This is a genomic window from Sporosarcina sp. SAFN-015 (genome assembly GCF_051966875.1).
Taxonomy (GTDB): domain Bacteria; phylum Bacillota; class Bacilli; order Bacillales_A; family Planococcaceae; genus Sporosarcina.
In genome coordinates this window covers 207,999-228,707 of sequence record NZ_JBQCKP010000003.1, presented here as the reverse complement: position 1 = coordinate 228,707, position 20,709 = coordinate 207,999, and the positions used below count along the sequence as shown (strand labels likewise).

The window sequence follows — 20,709 nt, the reverse complement described above, 5'->3', positions numbered from 1 at the left end:
GTTTACAATAGCATCTTTGGGAAGTACATACTTTTTCCAATTTTTCGCAACTATAGTCATACTGCCGCTTAACTTTTGAAGTTAAAATAAAAGCGGGGGAATGGGAGCATAAGTTTCGCAATGGAAATTTATTATGATTTCTAAAAACCTTTTTCCTAGTTGTAGGTCTAATAAATAGAGGCAAAGTAAAAGAGGTGACATTTTGAGTGAGGAAATACTAGTTCAGAAAGCAATTAAAGGCGACCAAGAAGCATTTCTTGCATTAATGCATTTATATGAAGAAGCATTATATCGAACAGCTATATCTTATATGAAAAATGAAGGAGATGCACTGGAGGCCATCCAAGAGGTGACCTATAGGGCCTATCGAAGTATAAAAACGGTAAAGCAGCCTGCCTATTTTAAAACTTGGCTGATCCGAATCATGATGAATTATTGTCAAGATATCCTCAAGAAAAGCAGGAGGGAAGTGTTGGAGGAAACACTACTTATGAAACATGGAATTATCGAAGACTTTACATTTTTGGAAGTTGAAGAGGCACTTTTAAACTTATCAGACTACGAGAGAGAGTTATTGCACTTGAAGTATTTCGAAGATGTAAAGATAAAAGATATAGCGATTATGTGGAATACCCCTGAAGGAACGATTAAAACACGTTTACATAAGGCATTGCGTGCTCTTCGGGCAGTATTTGAAGAGAAGGGGGAGATTAAGCGTGTTTGAGGAGGAAGAAAGGAAATTGGAGCAGAGAAGGAAATCCATTGAACAAATCGAAGTACCAAAGGACAAGCTGCATTCTGCCGTACAAAATGGATTCGAGAAAGCCAAAAAGGAACAGTTGTTAAAAAGAACGAAATTAAGGAAACGAAGTTCATGGTCAATCGTAATTGCTGCAATCCTTCTCGTCTCTTTTATTACAAGTATCTCTGTATCACCTGCATTCGCCAACAAGATCGCATCTATACCAGGGATGGAACGCATTGTTGGTTTAATATATCATGATAGGGGATTAACCGCTGCAGTTGAAAATGACTTTTATCAACCTTTGAATCTCTCTCAAGAAAAGAATGGTATTACAGTGACTCTTGATGGGGTAATTGCGGACAAAAAGGGTATGGTTATTTTTTACTCAGTCCGAACAGAAGATATGGACGTAGGCTCGCTCGAACTAACATACCAAAGGCTAAGGTCAAAAATGAATTTTTTATATAGTTATGAGTTTATAACTTCCACCTTTCCCTTAACCCCAAATACAGATGAAAAAGTTTTCAGCGGATCTGAATATATTGAGAAAATAGTACATGATAAAGACTTATCTTGGGCGATAGGATTAAAGAATGGAGAAAAAATTGAGCATTTCAATATTCCTTTCGCATATGAAAAGACGGAAGTTGACAGTAAGAATTTTATTGTGGATAAAGAGTTTGAAATTGAAGGTCAGCGTTTTAAAGTGAAAGAATTAATAGTAGATCCAATACGTACAGTTGTTCAAATAGAGGAAAATCCTAATAATACGAAGAAACTTCTTGCTCGTCCGTTTGATGAGTTAGAACTGGTGGACGAAAAGGGTAGGAAATGGTCTGCTCTTCCGGGAAATGCATATAAACCAATACCGACAAGTAATATCTGGGTAGTCCCATTAAAAGAAAGCTTTTACTTTTATGAACCACAAAAGTTATCATTATCGGTTGGGAAAGTATCAGCGATGGACAAAGAGGAAGCCCATATTTTAATTGACACGGAATCCGAAAAATTTATAGATCAACCTTCTCAATCGATATTTTCAAATTTACAGGTAAAGGATAATACTGTAAGTTTGTCAGTGAAAATCGATAAAGAGTACGATACGAATATGGTTAGGTTTATAAAATTTATAGATGCTAATGAAAAAGAATTTTATATACACTACGGTGGACGCACACCACCCCCTTCTAACTATGTAAAAGGTTCAAGAATGATCTCCCCGGGAGAAGTGAAAATCGAATTTGAGCTTCCAAACAAAGCGCTTTCTAATTTTGCAAGTCCAATCCGGTTGGAACTCGATTTTTACCCATCTTGGATAGAAGAGGACGTAAAAGTTGATATCAAACAGTGAAAAAATTCACGGAATCATAACAATACACCTTCCATGGGTAGAGGACGGCATCTAAGACTGGTGAAACGCCGTAATTGCAAACGGCAAAAAACCACTTTCAACTGATGTGAAAATCAGGAAAGTGGTTTTTATATTGATACGAAGGATATTAGCGACTATTTTCCCCATCCTATAAAAACACAATATTTAGGATGAAGGGATGGTGGAATTTTGAATTTCTATAAAAAGGTTTCTTTCCTGTTACTGATTTTTTTGGTTCTTGTAAATGTGAAGGGTAATGAAGGAATCGCTGCAAATGGTGAAGTTACGTTAAAAGAAGCGATTGACATTGGATTCCAGAGAGCAAAAGAATGGAATGTAAACGCCACTCTTACAGGAGCGAACAGTGTGGATGAAACGATGGGAGGATCCAGAGGCGAAACAGGAAAACGATTCAAATGGTTTGTAACCTTTATGGTTCCAGACACAGAGGATCATTTAATCATTGGTATCTCCGAAATGAAAATAACTGTGTTTGAACCAATTAAGCAATCTCCAAATCCGACAATACCTCACGGTGAGATAAAATTGGATAGCACTGATGCTCTCCAAATAGCAAAAGATAAATACAAATTAAAACAGGGAAAAGATTGGGCGACCGGTTATCATTTTACATTGGATAGTATCGAGGGTGAGCCTATTCTAACAGTGGTTGGAAATGATCGAGATAACCGTTTTACCCGGATTTCGATTAATGCTAAAAATGGAGATGTGGTCAGTGCCATTCATAAAGTACCGTACGGGGGAGGATTGCTATCCATACGTAATGGCTCGGAACATATTTCTAAAAAAGGGATGGCGATTACGGGAGTGGTTGCTGGAAATAACAAGTTAGTCGTATGGGGTGACAAAAAGCCAACACAATTTAGTACAACCAAGAAGCCATTTATTGAAATGAGTGATGGCAATGGAGAAACATGGAAAGTTCTGGAAGCTGGGGGGTATGTAACACATGCTTGGTTTGATAGGAATGATCGGTTATATGCAGCAACGGAAAAGGAGTTATGGACGGATATTACCTCAAAAAATAAAGGTTCGAAAATCCTTTCTTTAGACCAGGCGATTGAGCACGTAGATTATTCAAGTAATAACCATATAGCTGTGCTATCAAATGAAACTATTTATTATACAAAAAATCAAGGGGAGAGTTGGAAAGAGGCTCTTGTTCCTAAACCATTTTATGTAATTCAAATATCGGATAACGGTGATTTGATAGGACTCACCGAAGAAAGAAAGATCTTGCAAAAGAAAAAGGATGGGTGGAGCGAGATTCCCCTCCCGGATCTTAATGAAGCACCTTATGATATGAAGGTGATTCATAATAGGCTCTACATCACAACAAAGAGTGGAATTTGGTCCCGAAACTTAAAAGAGGAAACATGGAGTGAAATTCCAGCTGACGAAATGGTCGTTAAATTTATTAAAAAAGGTGAAAAACTATTCGGATACGGTCAGGGTGACGCAATTTATTCCATCGACACAAACGATGAAAGAAAACCTAAAAAAGTATTTGATGCGGTTGATCGTATCGTTTATGACATTGACTTCATGGGGGATACGTTATGGGTTGCAACCGTACCAAATTATTCGTGGGAAGAAATGACGGTGCCAAATGAATAAAACAATACTATGCATAACCATTCTTACTTTTCTTATCTTAAGTTTTAATGCAACACATTAAGAGTAATCGGTTTCGAAGGGGCACATAGCCCGCCATACCAGTTAATACGTATGACGATACTTATACCCGATGACAAAGGGAATGCCGGATATAGAGTTTTATCGTATTCTCATCGACATATCACGGATAAAGAATTTGAGGAGTTAACTAAATTTGCTAGGTATGACTAATGAAAAAGAAGAAACAGAGTTCAGGGACACAATTCTCATATGAATTGGTGTCCCTGTTTTGCTTGCTAATTGGATATTGGGTGGAAAAGTATAGATGGGAGATGAGAAATCTATAAACTGGTAAAAGGGGTTGAAGCGCAACCTATCGCTGAATAAGGAAATGGAGTAGACTAAATTATCAAGAACCTATAGAATACAACGGTTTTCTAAAAAATAAAAACTTTATTGAACGAAATGAAGAAACGCTGCGTCTAATGAAGGAAGGAGGCGAGAAGGATGGAATTTGAAATCGTGCAGCGTGCTATTCGTGGGAATCATCAAGCGATACTTTCACTTATTGAAATGGATGAAGAGATTTTATATCGCATGGCTTTTACATATATGAAAAATGAACAAGACACGTTGGACGTTATGCAGGAGCTTATTTACAAGGCACTAAAAAAAATGCATACCGTTAAAGAGCAAGAATATGCCAGAACATGGCTCGTCCGAGTTTTAATCAATTGTTGTAAAGATCATTTAAGAAAACGACAACCAACTGTTCCAATTGAGGAACATCACTTATCTGGATGGGCCATCTATTCTGATTTGGAGCGACTACTTGAACAATTATCTTTGTCGGAGCAGCAACTCGTCTATATGAAATATTTTCAGCAATTAAAAAACAAAGAAATTGCTGAGCTAAATCAAATTCCTGAAGGTACTGTAAAGTCTAAGCTTCACCACATATTAAAGAAGCTTAGAAATTACGCTGGAGAAAGGGAGGACTGGCTATGAGTAAACTACCGATTGACGTTCCAAAGGAGAAACTTCAACAAATCCGAATGAATACTTTTCGTAAAGTTCAGCGGGAAAAAAGAATAAAGAAGCGCATTGTACCAGTTGCAATTGTTGCTATGTTTTGCATAAGTATTTTATTTTCAATTCGTGTTTCTCCTACTTTTGCTGGTTATGTTGCAAAAATACCTGGCTTTTATGCACTTGTATCAGCGGTTAGACTCGATGCTGGGATAAAAGACATTGTGGATAATCAATACTTTGAAGAGATAAATGTAACGGAGTCTAAAAATGGCCTATCGTTAACATTACAAGGCGTTATTGCAGATCATTCGGGCTTTGTACTCTTTTATGACGCCGATGCTCTATTTGATATGGCAAAATTAGAGTTGAATGACGTTCAATTGTTCCAAGGAGACGACGAAATACCTGGTCCAAGTAGTTTTACCATGAATGCAGATAATCAAGAATACATTTCTTCTTTAGTAGAATATAGCTTTTCAGAACCAATCGTTTATACTTCGAAGGATTTTAAAGCTGTTTTTCATTTTAATGATATCGATAAGGGGAATATTGAAATTACGATACCGTTTACACTACAAAATGAAATAGCGCAGGAAAAAGTTATTGATACGAATCGTACTGTAGATGTTGACGGTCAGAAATTTACGATTACACAAATTCGCCGTTCTCCATTAAAAATGGCCATAGATATTGAAATAGAAGAAGCGAATACAATGCAAATATTAGCTTTTGATGATATTGCAGTCATGACGGATAGCGGTGAGCGTAGATACAGTATCATGAATGGCAGTGCACAACATGGGGACATTCGCGACGGCAAAATTACTCTCTATGTGCAAAGTAATTATTTTCATGAGGCAGATTCACTCATGATTAATATTGGTGGTGTTCAAGCCGTTCCGAAGGGCGAGGATTTTATTGAAGTTGATTTTGGCGCAAAAGAAGTACTCACGAAACCTGAGTTTTTCGATTGGGACATTTCCGTAACGTCTCAAGGTGTATCAGTTGCTATAAAGAAAGGGGATAATCAAGGTAGAGATCTAAGGCTATGGAATGCAGTAAAAGAAGATGGTACACCACTAGAATTTACACGCAGCACATTTTCACGAGATGGGCAGTACGAAATTGAGACGACGCAATTTCAAGATTATGATGGCAAAGCAAAAATATATTTCAGCTATTACTTCAATCCTATTGGAAAAGATATAGAACTGAGTATTCCATTGCAATAAAGTAGAGAATGTAATTTTATGGATGAATGAAGTGAAAACCGGAAGTCTACCAGTAGTTATCATGAAATACGATATAATTGAATTACGAGAAAGGGAAATCATCAATTGATGGTCTCCCTTTGTTTAACCAGAATAAAAGTGGATTCCTATTAATTATACTTGTAACCTTTATTCGTTCCGAACGTATGCAATAGTAAGGAACTAAGTCGTCTGTAGATCTAAATAAGACAACATTAAGGAGGGGTAGCTATTCCTAAGATTAATAAAAGGTTTTTACCTTATGTAATGTATTTTTCTTTGGTAACAATACTTTTGCTGGTAACAATGAAAACCAACTTCAATTTGACTGGTTATAATTACTACTTGTATTAGTTATTAAACCATTGATACCTCGAAAAAACATAAAATTGTATGTTGCAATATTCATTTTATTTCTTGCCGCCTTTATTATTTGGGATGTTTTTGTTCACATAGGAATTATAGAGGATATATCAAATGCTCTAAATAGTTGATAAAGTTAGAATGACCCATGCCCCTTGTTTTAGCTAACTTTTTTATGGGTATTTAGATCTATTTTAATTTATTGTCGATGTTGAGTATCCCTTTTGACCCCTCCCTTCTATATAGAGGGCAAAGGGGGAATTGTAAATGACACACTATCTGAAAGAATACTCACGATTTAACACGATCGAGGAAATGGACGCTGCAGCTGAACAACATGTGATGACCCACTGGGACGATTTAACGAAATCAGAACGCCTAGTGCTAGACGTCATCCGTCGATACTCTGTAAAGTATGGGGCTGCTCATTTGAAACATGGAACGATCGAAGAAGCGATTGGGAAATCCAACATAACGGTAAGACGCGCAATCCGAAAACTCGTCAACTTAGGCATCATTGAGAAAGTGCACTACATCCGCCCAGTAATGAGCGGGCTAGGCGCCAACATTTATATCATTTTACCTTTCGATGACCAGGGGAAAATGAACGGCCGGGATGATGACGAAAAACCGCATGAGGACGAGGAAAACGAGCAATTTCCAGCAGACGAAGCTCCTCTTTCTAAATCTCTATTAAAATCTAAAGATCTTAACTACACGTCTCCTACGGAATCGCCAAGGTTATCCACTAGTCTATTTAGTCGAATGAAAGATTTGCTTGCCACGACAATCGGCGAGATTAAACTAGCTCGTGAATTTTATGGAATTCATAGAGCCATATCGGGACGCATGTTGAAGTACGAAATCTACAAAGACGATCGTCATGTATTCGAGGATCTTGCATATCGTGCTTTGATGATCACTGTCATGGCCACAAAGAAGAAGGCAATACGTAATTTGCCGGGGTATTACAAGGGAGTGCTGGACAAGTTGGTTGATGAAACGTATTTCAAAGATATCTTCATGCTGTTTGATAAGCCGGTGGAAGGGTTTTATTGTCCTTGAGTATTATCCACTCAAAAAACACCTTTGTACAACAAAGTCACATTCGATGTGTCCATTTATTATACAAAGGTGTGAATTGCAACATACTTTATTTGGTTTCCGGGAAAAATGCTTGAGATGTCTGGATGTCCACGAGGGCCGGGGCTTTTGTTTTTAGAGCGGATTCTAGTACGGATTCAAGCTCCTGATCTGTTGCGACGTGGAATCCCTTCCATCCGCATGCTTCAGCGATTTTGATGAAATCAGGGTTTGTAAGATCAACTCCAACTTCTTTTTTGTCCATGACGTTGATCTTGTCCCTTTCCATTTGAAGTGAGCCATTATTTAATACAATGACGGTAATGTCAAGTCCATAGCGAGTCGCAGTCGTCAAATCGGCGAGCGTCATTTGAAGGCCGCCATCTCCAACGATTGCAACGACTTGTTTTTCCGGTTGTTCTAGCTTTGCCGCCATTGCTGCAGGAAGACCGAACCCCATCGTTCGCCAGTATCCGGAGAAAACTATTCTTTGCTGTTTTTGCCTAAAATTGCGATTCAACCACACTGTCCCGTCGCCTGTATCTACGCAAAGAACTGCATCTGCATCGACTGTTCTGTCAAGGGCACGCATAATACGGGAAGGATGCACGGGAGACCCCGCAGTATTGCCTTCCTGCTCATTTTGCTCAGCCCATTTCTGTTTAGCTTCCCGGCAACGGTCAACCCAGTCTTCAGCTCGGGTAAATCCTTGCAGGCTCTCCCTTAACAGTGGAAGAACTTCTTCTGTTGATCCTGTGATGCCAAGCTTCACAGGGATGCTCTTTTCAATTTTGTCGAAATGGGTGTCTATCTGGATAATTTGTGCGTCAGATGGGACATATCCTTCCGGCCACCATGCCGTACCTGCAAGAAGGACAACATCAGCTTCTTTCAAGACATCGGCGGCGTACGGATTGCCACCTTCGCCAATGCCTTGCAGCAGGAAAGGTGAAGATTCATCCAACAAACCTTTTCCGCCTAAACTAGTTAAGATGCCAGCTCCCCATACTTCAGCAAGTTTCTCAACCTCAACTGACGCAGCGGCTGCTCCGGATCCTGCAAGAATCATCGGACACTTTGCCGTCTTCATCATTGACGTTGCCTGTTTTAAGCTTTCCGTTGTGAAAGAAGAAAAGCCCTCTATCTGTTCAGGCAAAGCTCGCGGCACTGCAGAAGTCGATTCCATGAAAAGATCCTTTGGGATGGACAAATGAGTGACAACCCGCTGATCAAGTGATTTGCGCGCTGCTCTATGCAGAAGTTCGACTGTTGCATCCTGGTTGGCAAGAGTAGCGGAAAACGATGCGAAAGGTTTCATCAGCTCTTGCTGATCCACATATTGCGGAAAGTCTGTTCCGATTTTATCCGTCGGTGCTTGGCCAGTGATTGCAAAGACAGGTGCTTTGTCTGCATATGCGTCACCCAACCCATTAAGCAAGTTGGCTGCCCCGGGACCCATCGTTGCTGTACATACTGCAAGCCGACCTGTCAGCTTCGCTTCTGCAGAAGCCATGAAAGCAGCAGTCGATTCATGTTTAACTGCGATGAATTGAATTTGGTCTTGTTTTGCAAGTGCGTCAATGAGACCGATAATCGCATCACCAACTACTCCGTAAATCCGTTTAACACCGAATAACGACAGTTGATCGAGTACCAATTCTGCAACTGTCCGTTCACTTTTTTCCATGACTCAAACCTCCTCGATAGTTCTTATATGTGCTACTAGCTGTGTAGCAGTTAAGTTCACTCTTATAGTTCTTCCTCTATAAAGCAGTAGATAAACTTGAGGGGTAGACGCCTAAGAAAAGGACCTATTCAGGTCCTTTAGGTTTGCCATATCATTTTTAAGTAAACACACGTCCCTTAATACGTGTTTTTTGTGGAATCCCACCGTATCCATAATTGAAGACATCAACGAATGCTATTATTTGTTTTACCATTCTCCCCCTTTTTATTTGTTATCTTTTTAATGACATAAGTAGCAAACACACCCATTAGCCAAATTGCAATTACACTTCCTACCAACATTCCTATAAAAGCTAAAACTTGTTCTGGTGATCTAAAAAACATAAATACCAACCCCTTTTTCTTAGTTTTTTATCTCCTTCTCATTACGCATAACATATCTATTGGAATGTTTTTCAAATTAAGCTTTACCGTTAGTTGGGTAACAACAGCCTTAAACTTGATACGTTATTAATGGATGGAAAGTTTCAGTAATTTGTAATAAACAGAAAATGTCAACGCAGTGAAAGAAGGAGTTTTAGCGGGAAATATAGAAAAGGTTACGTATGATATTTCTTTTTGCGTATGTAATACTTGGATGAAATTTTAATAAAATATGGATAATAGGCATGTCAATTTTGGAAGGAGTGGATATAAATAAAGGATTTTCAGAAGCTATTGTTTGCTGCCTTGTTTGTAACTTCAACTGCTCTTCTTGTTATTATGTTATATCAGATTCAGAAACTGACTTCTAAAAAAGAAGAGGTTGAAAGTTTATTAATTCAAAAAGAATTATTTACAGCTGAAATAGAGAATCTACAGAAGGAAAATAAAGAGCTAGGTAAACGACTAGAAATGAATAATAAAAGTGGTTCTTCTCCGAAAATATCATATACTCAACCAGGATTTTTACAAGTTGAATGGGATGAAGTGATGCTTGAGGCTGAGGACGAAAAGGTAGTTATTGATTCAAAGCCAATCGTTGAGGCGTTTCGGGGGCAATTTATTGGTATTACACAAACAGAGAATCCTTATCCAGCAGGTTTTCCAATAGGTTTTACCTTTCACATCTTTTCAGGCGATCTTATGGAGACATATAACACGATATCTACTTAAAACTTAAATGAATTATTAGAAAAGTATAATTGTTTTCTGGTATAATCGCCTTGAGAGTACTAGATAAAATCAATAGAGAAAAGGGGAATTGAAAATGGATGTTACATTTCCGATTGGAGAATTACAAGTACCAGAAAAAACAACACTCGCAAATGTTCAAGAATGGCTTAAAGACATCGAAACGTACACGACTCGCTTACGACAAGTCGTTGACTCATTAACTGATGAAGAATTAAGCAAAACCTATCGGGATGGTGCGTGGACCGTCCTTCAACTTGTACATCATATTGCAGATTCCCAGTTGAACATGTACCAACGTTTGAAGCTGGCATTGACAGATGATACCCCTACAGTTCCTGCATTTGATCAAGATAAGTGGGCGGTTCAGCCTGATACACAACTTCCTGCGGAAAGCTCCATCAAAATGCTGGAAGGCATCAATGAGCGCATCGTATTTTTAGGAAACAATATCACTGAAGAGCAATTAGTTCGTACTTTTACACACGAGGAAATCGGAGCAATAACTGTAGCTGCAAAACTTGCAAAATTAGCTTGGCACGAAAATCATCATTTGGAACATATAAAGATTGCGTTAAAAACAGACATAAAATAAGATTGCTCTGTCTATGAAAAATGAATATAAGTAAAAGTTTTAATCTGATACACCTTCCTAAAGAGTAGGGGGTGTATTTTTTTGTTTGACTTGGATGAATAGTACGAAATTACATGCTGCCTTCATGATATAATTGACTTAGGTAGTACTAATACTTGCTAAGTAATATTTTTAGTAATACTTCTTTGTTGGAGTTGAGCATATTTGAAAAAACATTTAATAGTGAATAGCTTGTTAAAGAAGTTGATCGGCGCTAGCTTCTCTATATCCATATTTTTATCAGCATGTTCGTGGGGAGTGGCTTTAATTTATTTCAATTTCACCATACGGTGACAGAACCGGCAATATGGATCGTGTTTTTTGGTTATGGAATTGTTAGTTCTCTTATTATTGATGTTATCGGTAAAATCTTGCCTTCTTTTTCTTTGGCTAAACAGATAGTGTTTTATATATTGTTCGGCTACATTATTTTTCTTGTTTTTATGCCTATCGAATTTGCATTACTGGCGGGAACGATTGGCGCATTGTTCTCTCTCCTTTTTTTACTTGGGAAAGAAAAGTTAAAACCTTCGAAATGGTATAGCTGGATGGTACTTGCTGTTCCACTTGTTTGCTTAGGGATGATGCCTTTCGATCATACAAGTAAGGCCGGATGGCACGAGATGGTAGGTGATTCATCTGTGGAGGTAGAATACGAGTATTTTAATGGCGAGCACTTGATTCCCATTCATGGAGCGCAAGGTGAAAAGATTTACTTTGCTGTCGAGCATCTATTTAGTACCGGCGATAGCTATGGAATATCTGTTTATGATCAGGATGGAGATTTTGTAGGGATGAGTGAAGAAAGTAATGACGTATACAGCATGGAATTTGAAGAGGATTCAACAAAATATATTGTTATAGAAGCGATTGATGGAAAACGAGGGGGATTTCAGGTGAAATGGTGGAATGAGGAGTGATCAGCCTGGTTCTATTGGGCTCAACACATCGTCTTCCGTATTTTGGTTATTCACTAGTATTGCGAGTAAAATGTAGTGATCGTATTTTACGACTCATTATTTCTTTGATTTTTATTTCGCTGACAATACAAATCATTTTACTTTTTCGTAATCAAATGAAGGGAAAAACAATGTTCTCTGAGTAACAGGGAGGAGGAGTTTGAGGTGGGTTTATTAACTTTACTAGCCATTATAGCACTCGGATTTACAATCTTATTGTCATTTCTCTCACTATTCTATGCCGTGATTAAACAATCATGGAAAGCCATGTTAATTTGTTTTATCGCGAGTCTTCCTATTTGCATGTATTTCGTTGGTGGTAATTCGCCAATATCTTTTTTAGGTTTATTGCCTCTCTTCTTTTTATTGTTAACCGTTTATTTCCGCAAGCGTTCTAACAAAGCAATTATCCAATAAGATAATTGTTTAGGCACAAGAGTAGGAAATTAGTGTGCTAGTCAATCATGTAAGGAGTTGTTCGAAATAATAACGAAAGTCAATTATCCATTTGTTTATTTTTTTATAGAGCCTGAAGGAGTATTGGTTTATCAAATCAAAACACAAAAGTATGTAACTGTTTTAGATGTAAATGAAAATGGGGACTGGCAAACGTTTGAAGTGGAACATGAAGATGCTTTTGAAGCTTTTAATCACGAAACAGGCAATCTCCTCGAAGGCCAAGGATTTGTGATGGATCAAAACGATCTGAACCAAATAGTAGATATCATAAATGAATCTATTCAAAAGCACCGACAATCTTATTCACGAAGCCCGATCGACGAGTTTGAAGTTATGCCTGTACATATTGTTTCTTCAGAATCTGCAGCTGGCTCCTTACAAGTAGGGCTAGATAGGCCAAAGATTGTTATCGGTTTTCCCGATTCCTTTTCGATTGGTCCATTGTATAACTTACATGAAAAAGCGGGGCAAACGTTTCGCAATGAATGGATATATGAACATATTAATTATGAACAAGATGATTACATATATGAAAATAAATTTTCCAGTACAGTGCGGGAGATAGACGATATTCCTAGTCAATATCCTATCTACATTTGGTATGGCGATAATGTCGATGAACAAATCGCTCTTCGGTTTCTTCTTTTTTTACTGCGCGACAAGGCAAATGATATTTTTCTCTTGAACTCAACTGAACTCTACGCAAAATACATCACTTCCCAAGGTGAAAATCGAAAAATATCATATACAAGTCAAATCGAGTCAAACGATTTACGTATCCTTTTTGTTAAGGGAAAGAAGGACGCACCTCTATCCGAACAGTTAAGAAGTCAGCTACTAGAAGAGTGGCTGTTCTTGGCGCAAACGAAAGAAGACCTTCGTATATGGGAGAAGGATGAAATAAAGGGTGTCAATGAAGATTACTTCGACTCCCTGATCATAGATACCCTTGAAATGCTGCATCGCAAGCAGGAGAAAAAGGATTTTATCATGGCTGGAATGGTGATTGGGGAAGTCTTAGCAGAGACAAAAGAATTGATAAATGTTTTCTTCTTAGAATATAGAATCCGGAATTTACTATATAGCGGATTTCTTGAATTTAAAGGAATCCCCAAATCAATGAGACATTATAGTGTTAAATTGCGGTACTGACTTCAACAAATTCTGGAATAATTAATAGGATAGGTGCGTTGCATGAAGAGTTTTAAAAAGTTCATTGAACTCCTAAATAGACTAAAAAAAGTTGATATTTGGGGGGATAAATATGAAGGTCTTTCTGATAAAGAAAAAGAATATATGGACAAAGTTCCAACACAAAATCCCTATGGACTAATAGGATTGATATTTGGAGGAATTGCATTTACTTTCGGACCGAAATACGGAATTATCCCAGTGATGACTTTAACATTTTGCGTGGTGACACTATATACATTTGATAAAGAAAAAGAAGACAATCCTTGGCCATTTTACTTGGGTATCGCACTTTCCGTGATCGGTTTGGTTATGTTTATCATAGGAGAGGCGCACGATCTTATTTTCTAACTTAAGGGCAATGAATTTCTACAATCATGCAATTAATTGGAGAAAACGTTTTTTGGAGGAAGTCAACCATGCAAAAGAATAAATCCTTGAAAATAGTATGTTCAATAATTTTTATCAGTTTTCTCTTGGTCGGTTGTACAGCCGATCAAACAAACTTAAAAAAGACAAAAAGCGACGGTTTAACATTTAGTGAGTACTTTCGTGCATTCGATAGGCTGGATGAAAGACGAAACAGTAAATTTTATAAACCGCTTTCGATGGATGAAGTGCAGTCGACGTCCTTGCCTGATGAAATGAAAAAAGTTATACATCCAGTCGATTTGAAAGATCTGCCTTTTAAGGTTGATGAGGAGAATGTCTATTTCGTCACTTCGAAAAGTAAAGAAGGAAAAGATATTAACCAAGTCCAAGTCAGTTATCTTGGCAAAAACGAGTATGGCAGCATCGAACGGTTTTTTATCATTTCCGTTACCGAAAGCGATCGAAATCCACTGGAGGCTCATGACATTTCAGATGAAGTGGATTTGGTTGGAAACAAATTAAAGAAAGAACACCTGACGGATAACTTCCCGATCTACCAGCAGGTCCTCACAACAAATAGCGCCTTGCTGTATAGGTATTACAATTATGATGAATCGGATAACAAAATAACAATCGCCGGCACTTCTGCAAATGAGTTTTACGCTTACTATAATGGTTACATTTATCATGTCGGCTATTTGATAGACAGGGAAAAGAATGATGAAGAAATGCAAGAGAAGATGCTGCAAATTACAAGGGAATATATTTTGGGAAGTTCGCAAATTAGATGAAAAGATTTTCCTGTAAACAAGAAATAAGAATGCTGGGGGAATGGGCTAATGAAAAGCTGGACAGGTTCAGCGGGTATTTGTATTAATGAACAAATGGAAGTCTTGATGGTTAAAAGTTTCGATTCAGAGCAATGGGCAATACCTTCAGGTGGAGTTGAAGAAGGGGAGACTCCAGAAGAATGTTGCGTCAGGGAAGTGAAAGAAGAAACAGGTTATGATGTGAAAATCATTAAACAGCTAATGGTTAAAGAAACTGTCATCCAAGGTATTCAAGTAACAACCTATTATTATAGAGTAGACAAATTCGGCGAAAGCAGCGGAGTGAATGATCCAGATAACCTCATTGCTGAAGCTGCATGGAAGTCGATCACGGAATTAAAACAATTGAAACACGTCTATCCTGAAGATTTAGAACTTTTGCTAGAGCAATTAGATAACAGCCAGAATCAAATCGATACTAATACGAGGTGAACACATTATGAAACGATTGAAAAAAGGAGATGCGATTGGCATATTTACGCCATCCTCTCCCGCATCGGTTACGGCAAAACAGCGCTTTAAACGGGCAAAAACTTTTTTGGAAGAAAAGGGATTTGAGATTATCGAGGGTAAATTAACTGGACAAATGGATGGATATCGGTCGGGAACACCGAAGGAGCGCGCTGAAGAATTGAATGAATTGCTACGAAATCCAAATATCCAGATGATCATGTCCACGATTGGTGGGACAAATTCGAACAGCATGTTGCCCTATATTGATTATGAAGCATTTAAGAATAACCCTAAATTGGTAGTAGGCTATTCAGATGCAACTGCCATCTTGCTTGCCTTGTATGCAAAAACAGGCATTACAACATATTATGGCCCTGCGCTAATTCCTTCCTTTGGTGAATTTGAACCGTTAGTTAATGATACATACCGATATTTTGAACATTATTTTATGGACAATAATGAGCTCCCGTACGAAATTCCAATGCCGCCATACTGGTCTGACGAGCCGGTAAATTGGTTGGAAAAGACAACGGAGAAAAAACTGAATGAAAATGAATGGACGACTGGACATAGTGGGTTTGCTGAAGGAAGACTGATGGGCGGCAATGTGAATGCTATGTACGGATTCATCGGCTCACCTTACTATCCTGAAATTAAGAAAGGCGACATCTTATTATTGGAGGATTGTATGAAAACCGCTTCCGTTGTGGAAAAAAACTTTGCGATGTTAAATGTACACGGCGTTTTCGATAAGGTGGGGGGCATTATCTTAGGGAAGCATGAGCAATATGATGACTTGGGCACAGGCAAACAGCCTCTGGATTTATTGCTAGAACAATTGGATGGGAAGGAAATCCCGATCTTAGCTGAATTCGATACATGCCATACTCATCCGATGCACCCACTGGCGATTGGGAAAACAGTGAAGTTAGATGCCGACAGAAAAAAAGTATTTTGTACGGAAGATTGGATAGGGAAAATCTAACAATCATATTCGGGGGAAATCAACATTCCGTATTGCAGAATGCAATTCTTTGATAGATGCATCGCTTGAAATACAAGTTACTATTCTTCCACCACTTAGTAACAGTAATATGTTCGGCAAATGAGAAATGAAAATGACTAGTTGCAGTATAATACACCTTTCTTTGTTAGAAAGGTGTATTTATTTTTATTTAGAAGAATAGTTAGAAAACAACCTATGCCATCGTGTTATAATTGAGTGTATTGAACAAACACCATTAGAAGGAACAATTTATTTTATCGAGTTTATTAGGGAGAAGAGGGATGAACATCAGTATTTCAAAAATATACCCTAACTGTGAAACCACTACAAGGATAGTCGAGGTAGGGGGTCTTACCAAACCACAGCTTATCGATAAAATGCAGCAGGAAAATATCTTGCTGAATGAACTTGGTAAAAAACTATTCGCTGCTGATATTTTTACAACTTCTATTGATCCGTATGTATTGAAAACGGTTGAGCTTTCGATACAAGATCTAGGATTGTCAGAGGGAGGGACGATAACTGAGATTTATAGGAGGGCGGATCAACTTGGTTTGGAATTATGCCCATTGGAACTTGGTCCTTTTTTGAGACTTGGCTATCTGGATCAACCGGAAGGCTTCTTGGATAGTCAACAGCAAAACCAAGCTCCAAACGGATCTGTTTCTGTAGCATCAAAAATATTAACTGAGGATGATAACTTTCCCAAAGGTTTTTACTTAAGAAAGATCAATGGCGTACTTTGGCTTCGTGGTTATGTGTGTGACGATCAGCACGTTTGGGATTCTAGTGATCGCTTTATTTTTGTTAAGTAAGATTGAGATATTAGGGGAGGGATTGCATGAATTATATTCAAGATATGAGAAAGCTGATTGGTCACGAAACCCTCTTTACTGTGGGCTGTGGTGTAATTATAGAAAAAGAAGGCCGTATATTACTGCAGCATCGTACTGATGAGGATAATTGGTGTATTCCTGGCGGCGTAATGTAGATAGGAGAAACGTTTGAGCAGACAGCTAAGAGAGAAACTTACGAGGAAACGGGATTGGATGTTGGTGAGCTGAAGTTATTCGGTATGTATTCAGGAGAAAGCTGTTTTGTTCAATATCCAAATAACGATCAGGTGTATAGTGTTCAAATCATCCTTACGACATCTACATATAGCGGTGAACTGAAGCAGAAAGGAATCGAAAGTAAAGAGCATCGATTTTTCAAGAAAGAAGATTTACCCGAAAACTTAAACCAGCGCCAAGAACAGTTTATTCGTCATTGGGCTGAAAATAAAACTTTACCGGTAATTCGTTAAGTCTGCAATCGGGCGTACTCATAGATCGCCAACCGTTTGGGTTCATTTAATATTAAACTAACGGGGCAGTTTAGTACAACAAGAATGTTGGTTATTTGCCTGTTTAAACGAACATACTCTTTATCAGGAGAGGTGTTTGTATGAAAAAAAATGTTATTTACATCGTAGGCATTTCGATCCTTTCGTTGGCTTTTATGTTTAGTTATTTACAGGAATCTAAAGCAGATGAAAAACCTCAAATTTTAACTGAGGAGGAACAAAAGGAATTAGTTGAATTCAATAATTTTCTTTTTAAAGAGGGAGGATTCTTTTCCTCGGTAGGGGAAGAATTGAGCAAAGCAGGTTACAACTATCAATCTTTTGGAACTATTTATTCAATGGATGATATTAGGATTTATGTAATTGTGCCAAATAACGAAGTAATTACTGTTGAAAAACAAGCAGAAATAACTAATATATATCAAGACACGGTAAGTAAGCACAATCTTAATTGGGAAGCATTTATGATTGAAGTTGTCAATGAAATAGAGTAACTAACGGAGCGTTGGTCCAAAAGGATTAACGCTTTTTTTGTAGAACTTATTTAACTAACGGGGCAGGTTAGTTGAACAAGAAATATATGTATTGGAGGACGTCTGATGAAAAAGGTATTGATGTTGTTTTCCATATTAATATTTATGACTACTTCAGTACAGGCACTAGATTGGGCGTATTCTTTTGTTGTTTGGAAAGGGAATGTTTACGAAGTCACCAAGGAAAAGATATCGGAAAATGAAATTGGTCGTTTTTTAGGAAAAGTAAGGACGAAATCAAATGATATGACTGGCAGTTACTATGGAAACGCTTCAAATGCATATCCCATAGGAACAAAATATTTCGAGATAAATGGGGAGTTGCCTGAGAATTCAATTGCAGTCGAAATTGAAAATAACCAATGGTTAAAAGCTATCTATGTCCATAAAGCATCTTTTCATTGGATGAATTTATTTACGAAAATTCTGCCTGTATTAATTATCTTAGTAGCTGTCATAGCTTTAATTATGTATAGAAAGAATCGAAGAACTCAGTTTCACTAACGGGTAGCTTTAGTTCAATGAGAAAAGTAGAATATTTCGCCAAAAGTGCTCAAATTTTGTGAGCGCTTTTAATTTTTTTATATAGCTATTTCACTGTTGAATTATATACTGATTAAACTGTTATGTCGTTAATTGTACTTTTCTCCCCATAAACCGTACCTGTTAAGCTGCTTCGACGGCTCATTTTTCTTGTTCAATATAAAAGGCAGGATTATTGAATAAACAAGAGGTGGGATTTATTAAGGTAGATATTTCTACATCGTAAAGTTTTGGCAGGTCAAACAGGCTTTCTTGTCGAAACTTAGACATATGAAATTCATTGAATTGGAGGAAAAACGATGGCAGAAGTTTTGTTGTTACACCATGTTTTAGGAAGAACGAAAGGGATTGAAGCAATCGCTGATCAACTGAGAGATGCAGGGCATACTGTGCACGTGCCGGATTTATTTGACGGCCGCATGTTTTCCTCGCTGGAGGAAGGCTTGGTATTTGTTAAGGAAATCGGATTTGAAGAAGTGACGGCGCGCGGCGTTCGGGCGGCCAGCGAGCTTTCACACGATGTCGTCTATGCTGGTTTCTCACTCGGTGTCCCGGCAGCACAGGAGCTCGCCCAAACTCGTGAAGGCGCTAAAGGTGCCCTGTTTTTTCATGCCTGCCTCCCGACCTCGGTGTTTGAATCACAGTGGCCGGCGGACCTGCCTGTTCAAGTTCACGCTATGAGTGCAGATCCTTTTTTCGTTGAAGACGGCGACATCGACGCGGCCCGTGAGCTTGTGGCGACGGCCAATCAAGCTGAACTCTTTCTGTACGAAGGCAAGGAACATCTCTTTACCGACAGCAGTTTACCTTCTTACGATGCTGACGCTACGAAACTTGTGATCAAGCGGGTTCTCGACTTTCTCGCATAATTGTTAACGAATATTTTCTGCAGCTGGATCAAACCTGTCCAATTAAAGTCAATTGATTTTTGCAGAACTAGCCAGTCATTTAGTATATCTTGATAGACCACATACGGTAATAGATGCCATATCAAGAATGGATGATAAATGTAAAAGAGCAACCTAATTTAAGTATAATTCTCGTTGTAGAAACGGGTGCTTTAATTGAAGATCGTTGAGTTGCTTAAACGGCTTTTTTCCTTTTCAACTAACGCGGCAGGTTAGTTTTAGTAGAAAAGTGAAAGTATATAACGGGAACTAAATTGGTACTAACATTAGCGTGTGGAGGTGAAGAAAGAATGAAAGGAAAGGTCTTTTTTAAAAACGCCATTCTACTATTTACTTTTGGACTGATATTGCTAAGACAGTATCAGAAATCTTTAGGGTTCTAAAGCCAGAAGGAGTTGTAATCCTTATTTTTTCTGACGGGAAAGAAGAAGAAACTTGGGAAGAGATAAGAGGCATTACTGAAAATCAAGTACTTCCGTATATGAAGTATGCAGGATTTAAGCACGTTTCTTTATTTAAAGGCCCAGATTCAAGGGGATATCATACCGTTGCAGTGAAGGGGACTAAATAACCTTTTAGTCTTCAGCTAACGGGTACATTACTCAAGGATCAGAGCTGCTTAGACGGCACTTTAAAAGTCGGACATCAAAATAAAGGAGATTATCAATGGATGCTTTTCGTGGTTTTCATGTAGATATGTCAAATTATCCAAGTGTACTCGCAGCCTTTCTAATCGTGAGGTTGATCTTAACTGTATTACTGAATGACAAAAAACAACTAAAAGAAATAGTGACCGTAGTCTGGGACCTGCTATTATTTATATTTATTTGCTACTTTACGTTTAAATATCGTGAATATATGCTGGACGGTTTTGGTTACAAAGTACATTTTGTTTGGTTGCTTATGATAGGGCTGTTTGTACTTCATGTAAAAGATATTTATTCGCTAATCAAATCTAAAAGTACAAAAGAAGAAAAGCAAATACTATAATGCATTTTTTTTGCTTCGGGTGCTTTACTTGATGATCGTTGCACTGCTGGGGGCTCATTTCTTATTGGACTAACTCGGCAGGTTAGTTCAAGCGTAGAAAAACATTTCAGTCCTAAATAAGAATAGGCATTCTGTTTTAGCATA

Annotated in this window: 23 protein-coding genes; 21 read left to right on the top strand and 2 right to left on the bottom strand. The window is 38.0% G+C overall.

Features of this window, described 5'->3' with window-relative positions; genetic code table 11:
* The first annotated feature begins 202 nt into the window (after positions 1–202).
* From ACTHPA_RS06945 to ACTHPA_RS06920, 6 genes are all read left to right on the top strand, one after another.
* Positions 203–724 (top strand): sigma-70 family RNA polymerase sigma factor, encoded by a 522-nt coding sequence (locus ACTHPA_RS06945; protein WP_440499433.1) that lies wholly within the window; start codon positions 203–205, stop codon positions 722–724.
* Entirely contained in the window at positions 717–2,096 is a 1,380-nt protein-coding gene (locus ACTHPA_RS06940) for a DUF4179 domain-containing protein (RefSeq protein ID WP_440499432.1), read from the top strand. The genes ACTHPA_RS06945 and ACTHPA_RS06940 overlap by 8 nt, the downstream gene beginning before the upstream one ends.
* A 210-nt stretch (positions 2,097–2,306) precedes the next feature.
* Positions 2,307–3,755: a hypothetical protein gene (locus ACTHPA_RS06935; RefSeq protein ID WP_440499431.1), complete on the top strand. Its 1,449-nt coding sequence runs from the start codon at positions 2,307–2,309 to the stop codon at positions 3,753–3,755.
* A 507-nt stretch (positions 3,756–4,262) separates the two neighbouring features.
* Positions 4,263–4,763 (top strand): sigma-70 family RNA polymerase sigma factor, encoded by a 501-nt coding sequence (locus ACTHPA_RS06930; RefSeq protein ID WP_440499430.1) that lies wholly within the window; start codon positions 4,263–4,265, stop codon positions 4,761–4,763.
* A complete protein-coding gene (locus ACTHPA_RS06925; protein ID WP_440499429.1) occupies positions 4,760–6,019 on the top strand; it encodes a DUF4179 domain-containing protein in 1,260 nt (419 codons plus the stop codon). Before ACTHPA_RS06930 ends, ACTHPA_RS06925 begins: the two co-directional genes overlap by 4 nt.
* A gap of 648 nt (positions 6,020–6,667) precedes the next feature.
* Positions 6,668–7,465, top strand: coding sequence for a helix-turn-helix domain-containing protein (locus ACTHPA_RS06920; RefSeq protein WP_440499428.1), 798 nt, complete (start codon positions 6,668–6,670; stop codon positions 7,463–7,465).
* An 88-nt stretch (positions 7,466–7,553) separates the two neighbouring features.
* Here ACTHPA_RS06920 and ACTHPA_RS06915 read toward each other — a convergent pair whose 3' ends face one another.
* The gene (locus ACTHPA_RS06915; protein ID WP_440499427.1) at positions 7,554–9,170 is read right to left on the bottom strand and encodes a thiamine pyrophosphate-binding protein; all 1,617 of its coding nucleotides are present in this window, start codon (positions 9,168–9,170) and stop codon (positions 7,554–7,556) included.
* Positions 9,171–9,394: 224 nt separating this feature from the next.
* Entirely contained in the window at positions 9,395–9,553 is a 159-nt protein-coding gene (locus ACTHPA_RS06910) for a hypothetical protein (protein WP_440499426.1), read from the bottom strand.
* Between the two features lie 333 nt (positions 9,554–9,886).
* Here ACTHPA_RS06910 and ACTHPA_RS06905 point away from each other — a divergent pair, with 333 nt between their 5' ends.
* From ACTHPA_RS06905 to ACTHPA_RS06835, 15 genes are all read left to right on the top strand, one after another.
* Entirely contained in the window at positions 9,887–10,324 is a 438-nt protein-coding gene (locus ACTHPA_RS06905) for a hypothetical protein (protein WP_440499425.1), read from the top strand.
* A 94-nt stretch (positions 10,325–10,418) separates the two neighbouring features.
* On the top strand, positions 10,419–10,937 hold the full coding sequence (locus tag ACTHPA_RS06900; protein ID WP_440499424.1) for a YfiT family bacillithiol transferase: 519 nt from the start codon (positions 10,419–10,421) through the stop codon (positions 10,935–10,937).
* 290 nt (positions 10,938–11,227) lie between these two features.
* The gene (locus ACTHPA_RS06895; protein ID WP_440499423.1) at positions 11,228–11,896 is read left to right on the top strand and encodes a hypothetical protein; all 669 of its coding nucleotides are present in this window, start codon (positions 11,228–11,230) and stop codon (positions 11,894–11,896) included.
* 579 nt (positions 11,897–12,475) lie between these two features.
* Positions 12,476–13,546, top strand: coding sequence for a DUF1835 domain-containing protein (locus ACTHPA_RS06890; RefSeq protein WP_440499422.1), 1,071 nt, complete (start codon positions 12,476–12,478; stop codon positions 13,544–13,546).
* Positions 13,547–13,588: 42 nt separating this feature from the next.
* Positions 13,589–13,936, top strand: coding sequence for a cell division protein FtsK (locus ACTHPA_RS06885; RefSeq protein WP_440499421.1), 348 nt, complete (start codon positions 13,589–13,591; stop codon positions 13,934–13,936).
* Positions 13,937–14,004: 68 nt separating this feature from the next.
* The gene (locus tag ACTHPA_RS06880; protein WP_440499420.1) at positions 14,005–14,748 is read left to right on the top strand and encodes a hypothetical protein; all 744 of its coding nucleotides are present in this window, start codon (positions 14,005–14,007) and stop codon (positions 14,746–14,748) included.
* A 48-nt stretch (positions 14,749–14,796) separates the two neighbouring features.
* On the top strand, positions 14,797–15,219 hold the full coding sequence (locus tag ACTHPA_RS06875) for an NUDIX hydrolase (RefSeq protein WP_440499419.1): 423 nt from the start codon (positions 14,797–14,799) through the stop codon (positions 15,217–15,219).
* Positions 15,220–15,226: 7 nt separating this feature from the next.
* Positions 15,227–16,225: a S66 family peptidase gene (locus tag ACTHPA_RS06870; RefSeq protein WP_440499418.1), complete on the top strand. Its 999-nt coding sequence runs from the start codon at positions 15,227–15,229 to the stop codon at positions 16,223–16,225.
* A gap of 302 nt (positions 16,226–16,527) precedes the next feature.
* Positions 16,528–17,061, top strand: a complete 534-nt coding sequence (locus tag ACTHPA_RS06865) for a helicase (protein WP_440499417.1) — start codon at positions 16,528–16,530, stop codon at positions 17,059–17,061.
* Positions 17,062–17,087: 26 nt separating this feature from the next.
* Positions 17,088–17,237, top strand: a complete 150-nt coding sequence (locus ACTHPA_RS06860) for a hypothetical protein (protein ID WP_440499416.1) — start codon at positions 17,088–17,090, stop codon at positions 17,235–17,237.
* Entirely contained in the window at positions 17,238–17,552 is a 315-nt protein-coding gene (locus ACTHPA_RS06855; protein WP_440499653.1) for an NUDIX domain-containing protein, read from the top strand. It abuts the gene before it with no gap.
* A 140-nt stretch (positions 17,553–17,692) separates the two neighbouring features.
* Complete coding sequence (locus ACTHPA_RS06850) at positions 17,693–18,085, top strand: hypothetical protein (protein ID WP_440499415.1); 393 nt, start codon at positions 17,693–17,695, stop codon at positions 18,083–18,085.
* A 105-nt stretch (positions 18,086–18,190) separates the two neighbouring features.
* Entirely contained in the window at positions 18,191–18,628 is a 438-nt protein-coding gene (locus ACTHPA_RS06845) for a hypothetical protein (RefSeq protein ID WP_440499414.1), read from the top strand.
* A 338-nt stretch (positions 18,629–18,966) separates the two neighbouring features.
* A complete protein-coding gene (locus ACTHPA_RS06840) occupies positions 18,967–19,536 on the top strand; it encodes a dienelactone hydrolase family protein (RefSeq protein ID WP_440499413.1) in 570 nt (189 codons plus the stop codon).
* Positions 19,537–20,241: 705 nt separating this feature from the next.
* Positions 20,242–20,565, top strand: a complete 324-nt coding sequence (locus ACTHPA_RS06835; protein ID WP_440499412.1) for a hypothetical protein — start codon at positions 20,242–20,244, stop codon at positions 20,563–20,565.
* Positions 20,566–20,709 lie beyond the last annotated feature (144 nt).

Coding starts and splice junctions, on each gene's coding strand:
- ACTHPA_RS06930 (WP_440499430.1), top strand. CDS start 4,263: ATGGAATTTGAAATCGTGCAGCGTGCTATTCGTGGGAATCATCAAGCG.
- ACTHPA_RS06925 (WP_440499429.1), top strand. CDS start 4,760: ATGAGTAAACTACCGATTGACGTTCCAAAGGAGAAACTTCAACAAATC.
- ACTHPA_RS06920 (WP_440499428.1), top strand. CDS start 6,668: ATGACACACTATCTGAAAGAATACTCACGATTTAACACGATCGAGGAA.
- ACTHPA_RS06915 (WP_440499427.1), bottom strand. CDS start 9,170: ATGGAAAAAAGTGAACGGACAGTTGCAGAATTGGTACTCGATCAACTG.
- ACTHPA_RS06910 (WP_440499426.1), bottom strand. CDS start 9,553: ATGTTTTTTAGATCACCAGAACAAGTTTTAGCTTTTATAGGAATGTTG.
- ACTHPA_RS06900 (WP_440499424.1), top strand. CDS start 10,419: ATGGATGTTACATTTCCGATTGGAGAATTACAAGTACCAGAAAAAACA.
- ACTHPA_RS06885 (WP_440499421.1), top strand. CDS start 13,589: ATGAAGAGTTTTAAAAAGTTCATTGAACTCCTAAATAGACTAAAAAAA.
- ACTHPA_RS06880 (WP_440499420.1), top strand. CDS start 14,005: ATGCAAAAGAATAAATCCTTGAAAATAGTATGTTCAATAATTTTTATC.
- ACTHPA_RS06875 (WP_440499419.1), top strand. CDS start 14,797: ATGAAAAGCTGGACAGGTTCAGCGGGTATTTGTATTAATGAACAAATG.
- ACTHPA_RS06870 (WP_440499418.1), top strand. CDS start 15,227: ATGAAACGATTGAAAAAAGGAGATGCGATTGGCATATTTACGCCATCC.
- ACTHPA_RS06865 (WP_440499417.1), top strand. CDS start 16,528: ATGAACATCAGTATTTCAAAAATATACCCTAACTGTGAAACCACTACA.
- ACTHPA_RS06860 (WP_440499416.1), top strand. CDS start 17,088: ATGAATTATATTCAAGATATGAGAAAGCTGATTGGTCACGAAACCCTC.
- ACTHPA_RS06850 (WP_440499415.1), top strand. CDS start 17,693: ATGAAAAAAAATGTTATTTACATCGTAGGCATTTCGATCCTTTCGTTG.
- ACTHPA_RS06845 (WP_440499414.1), top strand. CDS start 18,191: ATGAAAAAGGTATTGATGTTGTTTTCCATATTAATATTTATGACTACT.
- ACTHPA_RS06840 (WP_440499413.1), top strand. CDS start 18,967: ATGGCAGAAGTTTTGTTGTTACACCATGTTTTAGGAAGAACGAAAGGG.
- ACTHPA_RS06835 (WP_440499412.1), top strand. CDS start 20,242: ATGGATGCTTTTCGTGGTTTTCATGTAGATATGTCAAATTATCCAAGT.